The 17340-nt window shown below is 33.8% G+C and carries 13 protein-coding genes; 12 read left to right on the forward strand and 1 reads right to left on the reverse strand.

Annotation, left to right across the window (positions count from 1 at the left end; all coding sequences use genetic code 11):
* Nucleotides 1-1630 precede the first annotated feature (1630 nt).
* Entirely contained in the window at nt 1631-1927 is a 297-nt protein-coding gene (locus tag HHT355_RS04560; protein ID WP_103202248.1) for a hypothetical protein, read from the forward strand.
* 163 nt (nt 1928-2090) lie between these two features.
* Nucleotides 2091-2435 (forward strand): phenylpyruvate tautomerase MIF-related protein, encoded by a 345-nt coding sequence (locus tag HHT355_RS04565; protein ID WP_103202249.1) that lies wholly within the window; start codon nt 2091-2093, stop codon nt 2433-2435.
* A gap of 276 nt (nt 2436-2711) precedes the next feature.
* Here HHT355_RS04565 and HHT355_RS04570 read toward each other — a convergent pair whose 3' ends face one another.
* Nucleotides 2712-3026, reverse strand: a complete 315-nt coding sequence (locus HHT355_RS04570; protein WP_103202250.1) for a hypothetical protein — start codon at nt 3024-3026, stop codon at nt 2712-2714.
* Between the two features lie 179 nt (nt 3027-3205).
* On the opposite strand from HHT355_RS04570, the gene HHT355_RS04575 reads away from it, so the two are divergent.
* The 10 genes from HHT355_RS04575 (at nt 3206) to HHT355_RS04620 (ending at nt 17182) form a co-directional block, all read left to right on the forward strand.
* Entirely contained in the window at nt 3206-5383 is a 2178-nt protein-coding gene (locus tag HHT355_RS04575) for a sugar nucleotide-binding protein (protein WP_103202251.1), read from the forward strand.
* 233 nt (nt 5384-5616) lie between these two features.
* Nucleotides 5617-6525, forward strand: a complete 909-nt coding sequence (locus HHT355_RS04580) for a hypothetical protein (protein ID WP_103202252.1) — start codon at nt 5617-5619, stop codon at nt 6523-6525.
* A gap of 26 nt (nt 6526-6551) precedes the next feature.
* The gene (locus HHT355_RS04585; RefSeq protein ID WP_103202253.1) at nt 6552-8441 is read left to right on the forward strand and encodes a DUF2194 domain-containing protein; all 1890 of its coding nucleotides are present in this window, start codon (nt 6552-6554) and stop codon (nt 8439-8441) included.
* Nucleotides 8438-9892 (forward strand): GT4 family glycosyltransferase PelF, encoded by a 1455-nt coding sequence (pelF, locus tag HHT355_RS04590; RefSeq protein WP_103202254.1) that lies wholly within the window; start codon nt 8438-8440, stop codon nt 9890-9892. Before HHT355_RS04585 ends, pelF begins: the two co-directional genes overlap by 4 nt.
* Nucleotides 9893-9917: 25 nt before the next feature.
* Nucleotides 9918-11384: an exopolysaccharide Pel transporter PelG gene (pelG, locus tag HHT355_RS04595; RefSeq protein WP_103202255.1), complete on the forward strand. Its 1467-nt coding sequence runs from the start codon at nt 9918-9920 to the stop codon at nt 11382-11384.
* Nucleotides 11385-11417: 33 nt separating this feature from the next.
* Complete coding sequence (locus HHT355_RS04600; RefSeq protein ID WP_103202256.1) at nt 11418-11822, forward strand: DUF2304 domain-containing protein; 405 nt, start codon at nt 11418-11420, stop codon at nt 11820-11822.
* Nucleotides 11819-13030, forward strand: coding sequence for a glycosyltransferase (locus HHT355_RS04605; RefSeq protein ID WP_103202257.1), 1212 nt, complete (start codon nt 11819-11821; stop codon nt 13028-13030). The genes HHT355_RS04600 and HHT355_RS04605 overlap by 4 nt, the downstream gene beginning before the upstream one ends.
* Before the next feature lie 17 nt (nt 13031-13047).
* On the forward strand, nt 13048-13797 hold the full coding sequence (locus HHT355_RS04610) for a glycosyltransferase family 2 protein (RefSeq protein ID WP_103202258.1): 750 nt from the start codon (nt 13048-13050) through the stop codon (nt 13795-13797).
* Between the two features lie 17 nt (nt 13798-13814).
* On the forward strand, nt 13815-15176 hold the full coding sequence (locus HHT355_RS04615) for a DUF4832 domain-containing protein (protein WP_103202259.1): 1362 nt from the start codon (nt 13815-13817) through the stop codon (nt 15174-15176).
* Between the two features lie 89 nt (nt 15177-15265).
* Nucleotides 15266-17182, forward strand: a complete 1917-nt coding sequence (locus HHT355_RS04620; protein WP_158245889.1) for a leucine-rich repeat protein — start codon at nt 15266-15268, stop codon at nt 17180-17182.
* Nucleotides 17183-17340: the final 158 nt, after the last annotated feature.

The following is a 17340-nucleotide window of genomic DNA, read 5'->3' on the forward strand; positions in this document are numbered from 1 at the left end:
GCATTTTAACAGGTGAAAGGGTTAAGGTGTAAGGAATAAGGTTATTATGGTTAAGAAGTATTAGATAAGGTTAGAAGTATTGATTTTAAAGGGATTGAAGACTATATTGAAGATAATATTGATAAAGCAATGGAAAAGTGAAATGAACTCTTATCCCTTAACCCTTGAAACTTTACCCTGTTCATCTTGCACCTTACCCCATTTAGAACCGACTTTATTTTAAAAAATGTTACAAGAAATAAGGTAAAAGTGTTAATAAATGGAATGAAAATATGGAATTTTTGAACCGACTTTATTATATGGAAAGAATTAGGAAAATGGGCATAAGGCGAGAAGGAATAAGGGGTTGAGGGTGTGAGGGCTGGAGCGGAGTTTATTTTAAATATACAGTAGTTGTATAATTTAAATAAAGTTGACTCCATTAAAATAAAGTTCGCTCCATAAAAATAAAGTTCATTCCATAATCCCGTAGTAAATGCAGGATAACCCCTGTTTTGCTGCGGGGTTTGCTTTTTTTACAGGGGAAAGGGCTAAGGTATAAGGACTAAGTTATTAGATTTTTCATTAGAATTTTGATTAGAATTATTTGTTGGTTACAGCCTTAAAACTATTGATTTTAAAGGGATTGAGAGAAGTATTGACTACTGTATTGAAGATAATATTGATATAGCAACTGAAAGGGTGAAATAAAACCTTAACCCTTAACCCATGAAACTTATTCCTATTTTCCTTTCAACATATCCCTATTTGGAACCGACTTTATTTTAAAAATTACTACAAGAATTAAGGAATAAATGTTATTAAATGGAATGAAAATATGGAATTTTTGAACCGACTTTATTATATGGAAAGAATTAGGAAAATGGGCATAAGGCGAGAAGGGATAAGGGTTTGAGGGAAAGTCGTTTGGAGCGGAGTTTATTTTAAATATACAGTAGTGTATAATACAAATAAAGTTGACTCCATGATAATAAAGTTCGCTCTACAAAAATAAGTTCATTCCAAAATCCCGCAGCAGATGAAAGAGAAATCTTCATTTGCTGCGTGGTTTGTTTTTGCAAGGAAAAGGGACTGAAAGGGTTAAGGTATAAGGAATAAGACTGAAAGTATTGATTTTAAAGGGATTGAGAGTTAGTGCTGACAATAATTGTGTGTTAAGATTAGACATAAGGGGACCTTCTTTCTTATGTGGTATTTATTGTGGGCACTTTAAATTCTACGAGAAGTTGGTTCCCTTTTCTAGTATTAACTAAAAAATTATTTTGAAATGGATACAGAGAAAATTGATGTAAGCAAGGTTTCTGCTAAAGAAGCAGCAAAAATAATATTTGGGTACATTAAGAAATTTTAATATCATGCAACAGATATAAAATTTTTTCATTATCTGAGAGATTTTAAGCCTAGCTTTATATTATTAAACTATAATAAATAATTATTTATACGTTTTTTTAAATGTGATATAATTACTTGAGTTTAAATTTTATGGAATATATAATTATAGCTTATGCTGTATAAGGTATTGGCTTATGCATGCATATATTTTGACATGAAGGGTAATTGTTATTTGTTAAATGTAAAGGGGTGACCGGTTACGAAAAAAATATCATTATTATTGGGTGTCATTTTGTTAATGTCGCTATTTTCTTCATGTTCCAATAAAGAGTATGAAAATTTCCAGGAACTTAATAGCGGGTCAAAGTTGCAGAGGGGTAACATAATTTATACTTTTTACAGTGCGCTGCCTAAGGATTCTCTAAGAGGTAAACAAATAGGAATAATTGATGGCGATAAAAAACATAAAGTGTTTGAAGTAAAAGGCTTTTCGTCCGATGAATGGATTATAGAATATTATGATGTAATTATGTCAGTTTATAATTTATACAAAGCAGATACCGTAACCGAAATACCGGACGAATTGAAACAATGAATGTAAAGTTTCAATTATATTATTTACAATACTTATTATCAACCATTGGAATCAATACGGATTTATTATAAATATGATAGTGTATTATATTTAAACCGGCATAAAAATTAGCTATTAAATATCGTAAATCAATATTAGCCATTATATAGGAGGTAGATAAAATATGCCTTTTATCAGTACAAAAACAAATGTAAAATTAACAGATGAAAAATATGATTCTATTAAGAAAAAGCTCGGTAAGGCAATAGAGCTGATACCGGGTAAAAGCGAAAACTGGATTATGCTTTCATTTGAAGATGGCAGCAAAATGTATTTTAAGGGTAAAGATGATAGACCTTTAGCTTTTGTGGAAGTAAAGCTTTTTGGCAAAGCATCAAGAGATGCCTACAATAACCTGACAATAGAAATTACCAATATATTGAATGATGAACTTAACATACCGCCGGACTGCATCTATGTAAAATATGAAGAAGTTTCAAATTGGGGCTGGAACGGCAGCAATTTCTGATATAGTAAAAGCAAAACGAAAATTTATTTGGTCACTGGTGAGATTGTTTAAGATACTGCATAGAATGAAAAAGTCAAAGAAGTTTATGAAATGATATGTCAAATTTCATAAAAATTTTAAAAGAAAGATAACAGTCATTATAGTAAAACAGTGATTATAAATATGTCAGGAATACTCCTAAACCAGGAGTTTCCTGACATATGTTTATATCTTACAAGGGGGATCAATATTTTTTATTTATCATTACTGAAAATATTTATACACAGTTAAATAGTTTTACTCATTGGTTACGGCAGCTTCATTTATTATTGCCTGAAGCTCGGCAAGCTGTTGTTTAAGAACTAAATTTTCTTTTGTTAAATCTTCGTTTTGAATTTTCAGTTCATTGTTTTCTGTTTTAAGTTTTAAAAGTTCTTTTTCATAGGTCTTAAGATTTTCTTCCAGCAAAATAGATTTGGCACTGTCAATGTTATTTTTAATCTGTATTTTTAATCTTGCTATCTCTGCATGAAGGCTTTCATTCTCATCTTTCAGTGAGCCTATTATTTTATCAACTTCAGTTATTTTATAACCAAGCAAAACCCTTTTCATATTATCATTCCCCTATATGTAAATTTATACAATAATAATATGATATAACGATATGAGTGTCAATATTTAACAATTGCAAGATGATTTTACTGTATATTTTGTAACTGGGAAATTATTGAAATAAATAACATATTGTACTATAATATAAAAAAGAAACGGCGGACAGGAGGGATGGGTGTATGAACACCATCCTTATTATAGGAAATTATAATACTTTTACTAATTTATTGTATAAAAAATTCCATACGGAAAAATGGCGCATATATACACTGGTTAACAATAAGAAACTAATTAAGCCCATACAGGTATTTGAACAATATGTATTTGATTATAAAAGCGATACGGTTAAAGAGGTTATAGAAAGCTGTCGGCCTGATGTTATTCTTTTTACCGGTGCTTACGATTCATCTTACAATTGGAATTTAAAAAACGTAAACGACACGGCATTAAGTTTTATTGCAGATTTAAGCAATGTTCTTGTTTCTGCGGCTGCTTTAGGAATAAAGCATTTTGTTTACCTATCCTCTGAAGCGGTTTTTGAAGACGATTATTTAATTGACATTAAAGAAGATATGCCTGCAACTCCCAAAGGCTATAAAGGTATGGCAATCGCCCTGGGAGAAAACATTACTTTATACTTCGGACAAGCCTCTCAGACAGAGACAACTGTGGCACGGCTGGCATATATGTATAAAATTCCTTCCAACAGGGAAGAATGCAGCGACCCCATATCAAAAATGTGTCTGGAAGCTCTGATAAAAGGCCGTTTGCAGGTAAATGCCAAGAAGGAATTTTCATGCCTTTATGTAAAGGACGCTGTCGAAGCCTTATACTTGCTTATAAATGCTGAGGTAAGAAAACATAACCTATATCATATATCTTCACGGGAAGAAATAACGGAAGACAAAATAGCAGGTTTAATTAAGGAAAACTATCCTCATCCGGTTGATATTGTTGATAAAACAATTGGCTTAAAAAAACGGAATTATCTTTCGGATGAAAGGTTTCATACAGAATTTTCATTTGAGGCAAGAAACAGCTTTACCGAAACTGTACCAAAGATTATTACTTATATAGATAAACATAAGAAACACTTTTTATATAAAGATGAAATTTATCAGAAAGAACAGGACAAGAATAGTCTGACCCGGCTCTTTAGAAAGGCAGTTCCTTTTATTGAATGTTTCGTAATTTTTATTCCGGTATTTTTATTAAGCAATGTTATAATCGGAAACCGTAATTTTTCAAGCATTAACTTTTATTTGCTGTATGTACTGCTGTTTGCCGTTGTATACGGTTCGCAGCAGGCTATATTTGCATCTTTGCTAAGTGTTATCGGTCAGGTTTTAAATAGGTTTTTAAACCCGGAAAGTGCTTTTCTTTATACAGATACGGATTTATATATCCAGATTGTTCAGATTTTTATAGTAGGCTTGACGGTTGGCTATTTAAAAGACCGGTACGGTGATCTTAATAAAAAACTTAATGATGAAATAGATTTCCTTAAAGAAAAACTAAATGATATTAAAATTATCAATTCAAGCAATAAAAAAATAAAAGATTATTATACCGACAAGTTAATTGGCAGCAAAGAAAGTATCGGAAGAATATATGACATAACGTCAAAAATACATAAAGCTGAAAAAGGTGAGATTTTATTTGCTGCTCTTGATATTTTGAAAGAGATTATGGAAACAGAAGAAGTTTCTATTTACTTGGTAACAAATAAAGATTATTGCCGCCTGGCATCATCTTCAGGGGCAAAAGCATGCTCTCTTGGAAAATCAATACGTATAAAAGATTATCCCATGATTTTTGATATTTTGAAGATGAGGCAGGTATATATAAACAGGACCCTGGACAGTAACCTGCCAATGATGGCCAGTGCTTTGTTTGATGATAAGCAAAATATGAGAATAGTTATATTCTTATGGGATCTGCCTTATGAGAGGATGACCTTATACAATGCAAATTTGCTGACAGTAGTCGGTGCTTTGGTTTATTCAGCTTTCGTCCAGGGAGCCAATTATATGGATGCTTTGGCATACAAAAGGTTTATGCCCGGCACTACTATTTTACGTGAAGATGCTTTCAATGAAATGGTTGACGTATATAAGAGGGCTAAAGAAAAGGGCTATACGGAATCATGCATATTATATATTCAAAAAGAAGATTTGACTTTAAAAGAAGTTAATGAAAAAATTCGGCCGATGCTTCGTGAAACAGACTATATAGGCTTAAGGGCGGACGGAAATTTGGCAGTGCTTCTTACCAATACCGGTGAAAATGAGTCGGTATATGTAAGAGAGCGTTTACATAAAGCCAATATAAAGACTTACTTAAGTTACAATATCTGACTTAAGTTATAATATCTGACTTAGTTACAATATCTGACTTGAGTAAAAATTATAAAATTTAAGTCATTATCCTTATGTAAATTTACAATTTATAAAAAATGTTTATAAATGTAAATTATTTATATGAAATAAAGAAAAAAATTTTTATTCTAAATCTATTTAGGGGAATTTTGAAGTGATAATTTAGATTTTTTATAAAAACTTAAAAAGTACTTAAATTAGAGGGAAATAAAATGGATACACAAGGGTTTTGGCCTATTTTAATAATATTGATTTTAAATACTTTACTTGCATTTACTTTATTGGTGCTGTCAAATTTCTATGACAGAAAACGCAAGGAAATGATGATGCTGTCCTGGTTTATTATTATCGTTCCTTTGGCGGGAATTATATATTTAACTACCGGAGTTCTTATAAACTATCTTCTTCGCAAAAGAAATGTAGATATGAGTGATGTCAGTTTCAGCCAGGAAAGGGAAAAGCTGATACTGCCTCCGAATCATGAAGCTGAAATGAATTATGTTCCGATACATGATGCTATTGCCGTTTCAGATCCGGCAAGCTTAAGGAAGCTCCTTTTGGATACCATGCTAAGCAATGCCAAAAGAAAGCTGTCAAGTGTGGCGATAGCAATGAACAGCACAGATACAGAATCTTCCCATTACGCAGCAACCATGATTATGGATGCTTTGGCCGAACTTCGCCCCGCAGCCCAGGATATGGTTGAAAGAATGAGAAGGTTTCCGGAAGATGTGGAATTAAATCTTCTTACTTTTGACTTTATATACGAATTTATAGGCTTAAATATTATGTCAGCTATTGAACAGGAAGCATACATATACACCTTGGATGAGGTGGCTGAAAATCTTTTTAATTATAATCTTTGGTATATGACAGCAACTCATTATTTAAAGATGACAGACTTATTTATATCATTAAAGGACTTCAAAATGGCGGATAAATGGTGCAAAAGGGCAGAAAAATACCGGCCTGATATGTTGGACACATATAAGGCTAAGCTCCATCTTTTATTTAGCCGGCAAAATTATAAGGAGTTTCTTAACTGTTTAAATTTATTAAAACAATCAGATATTTTAGTTGATGATGAGATTATGGACTTGTTCAGAGTATATACATGCTGATTTTTTAATAAAGGACGAGATTTAAAATGATATCACGAAGAAATTATTTGGCAATTGTTATGTTAATTATAACAATTTTTATAATGTGTATGATTGTTGGAAGGTCAAATGATTTTATCATAAATAATTTTATAAAGATTAAGGCTTCGGATAAGTTTAACCTCGACAACAGTGCATTATTGACAGCTAAAAAGCTGAATATTGAAAATATTATAAATGATAATGTTAACATTCTAATGAAAAATAAAAAACGAGCAGCCATAATATCCGAAAACGAAAGAGATACTCTGACAGGTTTAATTACAGAATGGTGTGTTTATAACAAATATTTATATAAAATATATACAAATCTGCCTGCAAAAGATGAAATTGACGATTATAGCCTGATTATCTTCGGGGATTTTGATTTTACCAAAAGCGACAAAAAAATTTTATATGAGTTTGCCGATTTGGGAAAGTCCATGATAGTTACCAAGCTTCCGGATTATCAAGCTATAAGACTTGACAAAGATCTTGCAGGCTTTTTTGGTATTGATAAGGTTCTTGCAAATGAGGTAAAGGCAGACGGGATTAAGATATTTTCTCAATTTATGATAAACGGAGAAAGAATATATGAAAAAGGAGACTATTTTGGAAGCGAAGACGATACAAGGATTTATGTGCCTCATTTTAAATTGTCTCCGGGTTATGAAGTATATGCGGTAGGCCTTATTGATGATTATGATGAACTGGGAATGGACCATATTGATTTGCCACCGCTTTTATGGAGAACTAAAACAAGAAATTCATTTGTGTTTGTGGTAGGAAGCGATGTTTTCAGAAGAACGCCGCTAATTGGGATACTGACGGGGTTTATGGCTAATGAAAGCGATGTTTACTTATACCCGGTTATTAATGCACAGACCATATCCCTGGTAGATTTTCCGTATCTTTCCGATGAAAACAATAAGACTTTAATGTCACTTTATACAAGAAGTTCAAAAGATTTGGCCAGGGATATTTTATGGCCAAACATAGTACAGATATTGAAAAATTACGGAGGTTCATATAATTTTTTCGCCGCATCCCAGCTTGATTATTTGGACATTGTGGAACCTAAAACCGAAAACTTAAAATTTTACATAAAAGAAATTCAGAAGCTTGCGGGAAATTTAGGATTATCCTTAAGCCAGGTATCAGATTTGGATATAAAAGATGTCTTGGATATAAATCTTTCATATTACAGTCAAAATCTGACTGACAAAAAGTTTACTTCATTATATTTGGGCTCTTTTAATGAAAATGATTTTTTGAGCAATTCTGATCATGAATTGCTTAAAGATATCACTTTGGTTATGTCCGATTACAATGAAGGTGACAGGCTTTTGGATTTAATTAATGAAGATGTACTGTCAGTAAAATTTAATTTATACGGTTATCGGCATGAAACTATGGATGATATTTTGATGATTTTCATAGAAAATGCTTTGGGCTTATGCAATATGAAAGTGGATATAGGCCGAGTTATTTTCCCTAATGATAAGTTTGACGAATGGAATAATTTAAGCCTTATATGGTCCAAAGGGGATACTTACTTTAATGAATTTTCCGTATTTGACATGGTATCCGTGTCCGAAATGGAAAAGAGGATAAGACGTTTTCTGGCTTTGGATTATACCTATGAATACGATAACAATAAAATTGATGTAAATATCAGTAATTTTGATAAAGAAGCATACTTTATACTTTCTGTGTATGATAAGAATATTGATTCGGTAGAAAACGGCACCTTTAAAAAAATCAGAGAAAATAAATATTTAATAAAGGCTACGGATGATAATTTGCATATAAAGCTTAAAGAAGAAAAAATTCTTGGTAAGCCGAAGAATAACAGAAGTATACATCATGATCCGTACGCCGGGGAGGAGCAACCGTGAAGATTTGTATAATTGCAGAAGGCTGCTACCCTTATGTAATAGGCGGGGTATCCGGCTGGGTACATAACATGATTAACCTGTTTCCCGACATTGAATTTTACCTGGTAACAATCGTTGCCGACAGAAGTTTCAGAGGGAAGTTCACATATAAGCTACCTAAAAATCTTACAAAAGTTTTTGAGATTTATCTTCAGGATGTGGAATGGACCGGAAATTCAAAGGCAAAAAAGAACAGGGTAAATTTAAGTAAAAGGGAAACTTTGGCTTTAAGAAGCTTAATAATCGGTGAAGACGTAGACTGGGTAACGGTCTTTCGTATGTTTAACCGGCAGGACATATCCGTCAATAATTTGCTTATGAGCCCTCAGTTTTTGGAAATTACAAAGGAATTTTATAATATGAAATATGTGGATATTACTTTTTCGGATTTTTTGTGGACCTTAAGATCTATTTATCTTCCTTTATTTTTGGTGTTAAAAGCGGTCCCCCCTAAAGCAGACATATACCACAGCGTATCAACCGGTTATGCAGGAATAGTAGGATGTAAAGCTTTATCGCTTTATCCGGATGCCAGGCTTTTAATCAGCGAACACGGTATATACACAAGAGAACGGGAGGAAGAAATCATAAAGGCCAAATGGGTCCAAAATATTTATAAAAATATATGGATAGAACAGTTTAGAAAGCTGTCTAAGGGTGCTTATTATTTTGCTGATCTGGTAACATCCCTTTTTGAGGAAGCAAGATCCCTGCAAATTGATTTGGGCTGCCCCATAAGTAAAACAGTTATCACTCCCAACGGTATAGATGCCGAGGCATTTAAGAATATTCCCGTAAAAGATCCCGATGATCCTTATATAAATATTGGGGCTATAATACGGGTAACACCTATAAAAGACGTAAAGACCATGATAAATGCATTTTATTTTGCCTATAAGAAGCAGCCAAGACTTAAGCTGTGGATTATGGGGCCATTGGATGAAAATCCGGAATATGTAGAAGAATGTTTTGAACTGGTAAGGATGTTGAAGGCTGACAATATTGTTTTTACCGGAAAAATCCACACTCAGGATTATATAGGGAAAATGGATTTTATGATTCTTACCAGTATAAGTGAAGGCCAGCCTTTATCGATCCTTGAAGGTTTTGCAGCCAAAAAACCGTGTATAACAACTAATGTAGGAAACTGCTACGGCCTTATCTACGGTGAAAATGACAATTTTGGCGATGCGGGAATTGTTGTACCCGTAATGAATATATCGGAAATATCGGAAGCAATTCTAAAACTTGCAAATAACCCCGATCTGGTTAAAAAAATGGGAGAAAACGGTTATAAGAGGCTTATGTATCGTTACAGAAATGAACATATGGAAGAAACTTACCGAAGAATTTACAAGACTTTGGCGAATATGAGCAATGTAGAGTTTCCGGAGGAAAAATCCGTATCATAACTATTATACCTAAAAGGTGATAAATATGGCCGGTATAGGCGTACAGCTAAACAGAATATTCAATAAAAATACCGTTACAACATCAATATACGGAATAGGGTTTAGTTTTACTTACACAATCGCACCCATGCTTTCTATAATCGGCTGCTTGCTTGCCATGTACAAGGTATTGGGATTTGACTCAGTCGGTTTTGCAGAAAGAGAGTTGTTTTCCTGCAGTGTGCTTTATATATTTATTTTTTCTATGCTGACTTCGTCACCATTTAACTCGGTATTATCAAAATATCAGACAGATAAAATTTATGAGCAGAAATATGAGGATATCAGGCCCTGTATTATTGTGGGAACAATTACAAACCTGACTTTTTCATCATTGATTGCAATTCCATTTTGTATTAGGGCCGTTCTTAAAGGAATACCGATTTACTATATGTTTACGGTCTATATGGGATATTTGGGTTTTTGCCTGACCCTTTCAACTATGGTTTATAATTCAATACTTAAACAGTATAAAAAAATGTGCGCATATTTTGTTATATCTATGGGATTGACATTTGTACTGTCTTTAATATTCAAACATATTTTCAACTTCAGTATTACCTACAGTATGCTGCTTGCTTTAACCGTCGGATTTTTGCTGATAGCTTCCCTGGAACTAGCCAATGTACTTAGGTTTTTTACTACAAACAGTAATAATTACAGGGATATTTTGCATTATTACCGCATATACTGGAAACTTATTGCGGCAAATTTCTTATATACTTTAGGTTTGTTTTCCCATAACTTTGTATTTTGGATGCAGCCGTGGAGGCTTGTGGTTTTTGATACATATGTGTGCAATCAACCTTATGATATGGCTTCTTTCCTGGCCATGTTTACGAATATATCGGCAGGAGTTTTCTTTATATCAAGAGTGGAAATGCATTTTCATGAAAAATACAAAAATTATATGGAGGCTATCATCGGAGGAAAACTGGACACCATTGAAAAGACTAAAAAGAGAATGTTTCAGGTACTTTCCTCGCAGTTGATAACCCTGGCTCATTTTCAGTTTATTATAACAGTTATAATTTATTTAATTGCCGTTACTGTGCTTCCGACAATAGGCTTTTCAGGTCTGGTTATGGAGATTTATCCGCTTCTTACGGTGGGCTATTATATAACATTTATTATGTATTCCGAGCTTTTGTTCCTGTATTATTTTAACGACCTTACAGGCGGAATGATAAACGGCCTGTTATTTACCGTATTTTCCGTAATAGGGTCCTTATTTTCCGCCAATTTTAACCCTTTGTGGTATGGAGCAGGTTTTACGGTGGCGGGATTTATATCTTTTACATATTCCTATTTCAGGCTCAGGTGGATTGAAAAAAATATCGATATCCATGTCTTTTGCAGGGGTACGATTGTAGAAAGAGTAAATCAAAAGATGCCAAGACAGGATGTTTACAATATATATGACACCGGTAAAATCGACACTAGGGCAGGGTGACAATTATTAATTTTAATTTTAAAGGAGGAGAATATGTCTATATCATTAAGATTACTTGTTTGTCTGGCCGGAATAATATTTATTTATATGGCCAGGAAGGCAAATATAGCCAGAAAAATGACAGAAAAGCAAAGTCTGTTCTGGATTATCGGCGGAATGATTATCTTCACTTTCGGGTTAATACCAAAATTGGTATATTTTGTTTCAGACATTTTTTCCGTAGAATATCCGCCGTCAATAATATTTGCCATATCAATTATACTTGTTTTCTTTGGGATATTTAACTGCTACAAAACCAATGCCGAGCTAACCGTCCGGGTACAGGAACTTGCCATGCAAATTTCTTTGCTGAATGATGAAAACCAGCAGCTTAAAGGGATTTTAAATGACATGAAACAAAATGAAACAGCCAAAAATTCGGAGAATTTAATTGCATGAAAAAACTGCTGTTTGTCATAAATACTATGGGCCGGGCCGGGGCTGAAAAAGCATTGGTTGAATTGCTAAGAAAGTTAAGTTCCATGGAAAAATACGAGTTATTTCTATATTCTATAATTCCATGCGGTGAGTTATTTAAGTCAGTTCCGGAAAAGGTACAAATACTAAATAAACGTACATATGAATGTTCTGTAACTTCAGTCCGGGGTCGCCTGATTATAATTTGCAAAATTGTACAGGCCTTTTTCTATAAGCTGACAGGTTTCAGGCAGATAAGATATTTGCTTGGAAACATTAAAGAACAAAAAGCTTCGGGAAGAAAACTTCAGTATGATAAGCTTTTTTGGAGATTGTTAGCCGAAGGAAGGGCAGGACTTTCAGATACTTATGATCTGGCGGTGGCTTATATTGAAGGGGCTTCCACCTATTTTCTGGCTGACAAGGTTAAGGCAGGCAAGAAAGCTGCATTTGTACATATAGATTATGAACGGGCTGGATATACACCTTTTATGGACCGGGACTGTTACGGGAAAATGGACAGGATTTATGTGGTATCCAAAGGAGTAGAAGAGAAGTTTTGTAATACATATCCCGAATACAGAAAGAAAGTAAGGCTGTTCAGAAATCTGCTTAATAAGGATGAAATAATAGAAATGGCCAATATCGGAACAGGCTTTACCGATGATTTTGACGGGATACGGCTGGTGACGGTAGGACGATTACATTATCAGAAAGGTTATGATGTTGCCGTTGAGGCTCTGGCAAAAATTACAAAAGACGGTTACAATGTCCGCTGGTATGTTATCGGAGAAGGGCCGGAAAGGGCAAGACTCGAAAAACTTATAAAAAAGTATGGCTTAGAAAGCTCATTTATCCTTATGGGCAGAAAGGACAATCCATACCCCTATGTCAAACAGGCTGACATATATGTCCATGCTAGCAGATACGAAGGGAAAAGCATAGCAATTGAAGAAGCACAAATTTTGGGAAAAGCCATAGTGGCCTCCGACTGTACCGGAAACAGCGAGCAAATCGTTTCAGGCCATGATGGCGTTTTATTCCCTCTTAATGCGGAAAACATTGCAAATGAAATAAAATGGCTTATAGATAATCCGGCAATTCGGGCCAAATACGAAAAAAATACCAAGGGGAAAAAACTTGAATATCCTGAAGATATCGATGACATGCTGGCACTGATAAATACTTGATACGGAGTTGATGTTATATGAATGAAGTATTAATCATTATCCCGGCATTTAATGAAGAAAAGAACATAGTTAAGTTGTTTGAAAAATTGTGTGTACCTAAAATCAGAAGCTTTGCGGATATATTGGTTATAAACGACGGGTCAAGCGACAGTACGGAAAACATAGCAAGATCTTATGATGTTTCGATTATAACTCATGTTTTTAATCTTGGTTACGGATCTGCCCTGCAGGTCGGCTATAAGTATGCAGTAAGGAACAATTACAATTATGTAATACAACTGGATGCCGACGGACAGCACAGTGTCGATAATATAGCTCATATATACAAATGCCTTACTAGCAAGGATGAAAACGGAAATACACCGGATATAGTTATCGGATCAAGATTTTTAAAAGGAAGCAAAGCCTATAAAATATCTCCGATAAAAAGGGTTTCCATAGCATATTTTTCCTGGCTTATAAAACTGATAACAGGCGAGGTTATTACCGATCCTACTTCGGGACTGCAGGGCTTAAGCCGAAGAGCTTTTAAATATTATTCTGAATTTGGTAATTTTGATTACTTTTATCCTGATGCCAATATGATTATCCAGATGATTCTTTTAGGTTTCCGCGTAAAAGAAACTACTTCAATAATGTATGAAAGAAAAAACGGTGTAAGTATGCATAAGGGAATCTTAAAGCAGCTTTCATATATGATGATTATGCCCCTTAGTATATGGACTATTGTTGTTAGGGTTAAAAAGAAAATGCAAAAATCAATTTAACGGAAGGTACATACGATATGTTTCTAAAAGGTCGGGATAAGATAATCAAATGGGATTCTTTTTCGTCAACTGAAATAGACAAAGCAATATCAAATCCGTATTGCGGATTTTACTTAATATATAGGTTTTATGCGAATCCGCATAAAAACATTGAAGAAAACATAATATTGGAAGATACGGTTATTATTTCAAATCATCAGATTTGCCTTATAGAAATTAATCTGATTGATTATAATGACAGGTCTTTATCTGTTGACGCCCTAAAAAATATAGAAAACATATTTCAATATTTTATAATTCATAAAAAGCAGCTGATAGTAAGGTTTGTATATGACTGGGAAGGAAAAGGTGTATTAAGTGAACCGAAAGATATCGGCATTATATTAAATCATATGGAACAGCTTTCAGGAATCTTAAAAGACCTGGAAAGGCATATTTATATTATTCAGGGCTTGTTTATCGGCAGCTGGGGAGAAATGCACAATTCAAGATACTTAAGCGAGCGCCATATAATTACATTGGCAAAAAAATTATATGACTGCTCGGGCAAAAGCACCCAGATTGCTTTAAGATGCCCCAGTTTCTGGAGAATGATTGCCCGGTCATATCAGCCTCTTGATGAGAAAGCGGCTTATTCGGAAACTTTTAAAGCCAGATTTTCATTGTTTAATGACGGTATGCTGGCTTCCGATACCGATTACGGAACATACGGCAATATATATTCAAAAGAAGCAAAAAATTACAGTGATAAGTGGATCAGGAAGGATGAAATCGATTTTCAGAATAAATTATGCAGGTTTGTTTCAAACGGCGGTGAGGTAATCAATAACTGCAGTTATAATGATGCGGAAAATGCGATTGAAGATTTAAGAAAAATGAAAGTATCCTACCTGCATTGCGCCTATGATATGCAGGTACTTAATAAGTGGAAGCAAACCAAATCGGGATTAAAAGCCCCTCTGTGGAAGAATAAATCCGCCTATGACTACATATGGGCTCATCTCGGTTACCGTTTTTTAATAAAAGATATAAAAGTTTCTGCAGGTCATGACAGAAATATTAAAGTAGCAATAAAAATATGCAATACCGGTTTTGCACCCTGTTATCATAAATTTGACGTTAAGATTTCTTTAGCCGGTGTAGGAAGCAACGAAATTTATGAATGTAAACCGGATACGGATACCCGTTTTTGGTTTCCCGATGAAATTGTCACATTGGAATCGATCATACCCGGAGAAAAATTAAAAGGAGACAAATATATACTGTGTTTTTCCATATATGATAGTCGTACAGGGCAATATATAAAAATTGCCAACAAATATAAAACAGAAGACCATAAAGGTTATTACCGGCTGGGTTACATAAAAATCAAAGCATAAATAATCGCATAATATATCGGTAGAAATGGCTTTAATGCTATAGTTGAATCAATTGATATGTAAATTTTATGATAAGCAAGGGAAGGCATATGTCAGAACCGTTATTGAATGTTGTGATAATAGCAAAAAAGAATACATCTCTTAGATTTAAAAATACGTTGGAGAGTATCATAAATCAGGAATATAAACCGGTTAATGTTATTGTTGTAGATACAAATGAACAGGACAGTGATTACAGTCTGGGGCTGCAGGAAGATTTGTCCGCATATAAAAATATAGAATATTTAAAAGTGGATTCTTCGGTATCAACTGCCAAAATCCGAAATATTATGCTTAAGCGCCTGGAAGGGGATTATATTGCCTTTTTAACCGGCAACGACACCTGGGATATACGGACAGCCCAGGCTGTTATTAAAGAATTTGAAGAAAATCCTGATATAAATGCAGTATGTATAAACGGCAAATTAACAGATGAAAGACAGGCAGATATCAGTGAAGAACCTCTGATAGAATCTTTAGTATATGACCGTACAAAATGGGTATTTTATAATCCGGCTAAAATATCTTCCCAGGTAATTTACAGAACAGCAGGAATTCTGGAAGCCGGTGGTTTTGATGAAGGATTTGACTTACTGTGCGATGCAGATATGCTGCTTCGATTAAGCAAAAATAACACAGTACTTATAAAAGCCGATTTTATGTGTGAGTGCCGTATTGGCGACAGTTATGCGGATTATGACCTGAAACTTTTTTATGAGTTAAAGAAAATCAGAATTAAATATATAGATTTGTATGTGCATGATAGGATACTGACTCAGAAGTTTTATGAGAAAATGACAGAACTGGCAGGGAAAAACTATTTGTGGCTTGATTTTGCTTTATTTAATGCTCTGTGCTTTGTTAATGCGCCTTATAAAACATTTTGCAAGACTCTTTCTAAGATCGGCAGATTTTTACGTTTTGTGGTTTTGTGGATACGCAGGGAAATTTCAATAGTAAAAGAAAGAATAAGCATTAGATACAGAATAATAAATCATAAAACATTGAATAAAAAGATACATACTTCAGATATATCCGGAATGATAGGCGATAAAAATGATATATCTTTTATATCGGCAAGAGATTACAACGAACGAAGCTCATTTGATTATGCTTTCAATAAGAAAATAAGAAAGGTTATAATTCCTGAGCATGTAAAAACTATCAAAAAAGGCATGTTCTATGGATGCGAAAATTTGGTTTCGGTAGAAATACCTGCGTCAGTTACCAGGATTGAAGATCATGCCTTTCATAACTGCATTAATCTTCGCTATGTTAAATTCGGAGATAACAGCAGGTTAAGCAAAATCGGAAATTACGCATTTGCAGGATGTAGCTCTCTGGAAGAAATCAATATTGCTCCGGTTACAGAGATTGGCTCCTTTGCTTTTGCCAGATGCTGTTCATTAAAAACATTAAGCTTTGCAAAAAGCCGTTACTTTTCGTCAGGTATTGAAAAACTGTCCCGGTACGTCTTTGCCGGATGCACTAATTTATCTTCCGTGGAGTTTGAAAATAACAGTTTACTTGAAGTTATTGAGGATAAAGCATTTTTTGGATGCAGTAGCCTTAAGAAAATTCTTATAACCGGCAGAGTAAAAAAAATAGGAAATTATGCTTTTGCATATTGCTCTGAGCTTGAATCGGTTGCAATTCTTAATATAGATACAATAGAAACCATCGGAAAAGGGGCTTTTATGCACTGTAAAAAACTGCCTTACTTTCAGTTTCCCAGCGGCATAAAAAGAATACGACACAGGACTTTTTATGGGTGTTTGAGATTAAAATCAGTAAAAATACCAAAGAAAATACTTTCAATAAATTATCAGGCTTTCGGCAAATGTCCCATGCTGAAAAGTGCGGTTATTCTATCCGGAGATGTTATGATATCGGCTAAAGCATTTGAAAAGCATACAAAGATTCAAATAAAAGATAGTCTTAATACGAATCAGATATATAGAGCTTGAAATCAGGGTGATTAAAATTAGTAGATGATAATTAAGAAATCATTAAGTAAAACATAATGAAAATTAATTTATAGTAATCAAATATGATAAGTAAAACTTAAGGGAAATAATTATTGGCATAAAATAAAATAATGGGCAGATTTCAAATAAAATGCAAA

This window comes from Herbinix hemicellulosilytica, assembly GCF_002904165.1.
GTDB lineage: Bacteria > Bacillota > Clostridia > Lachnospirales > Lachnospiraceae > Mobilitalea > Mobilitalea hemicellulosilytica.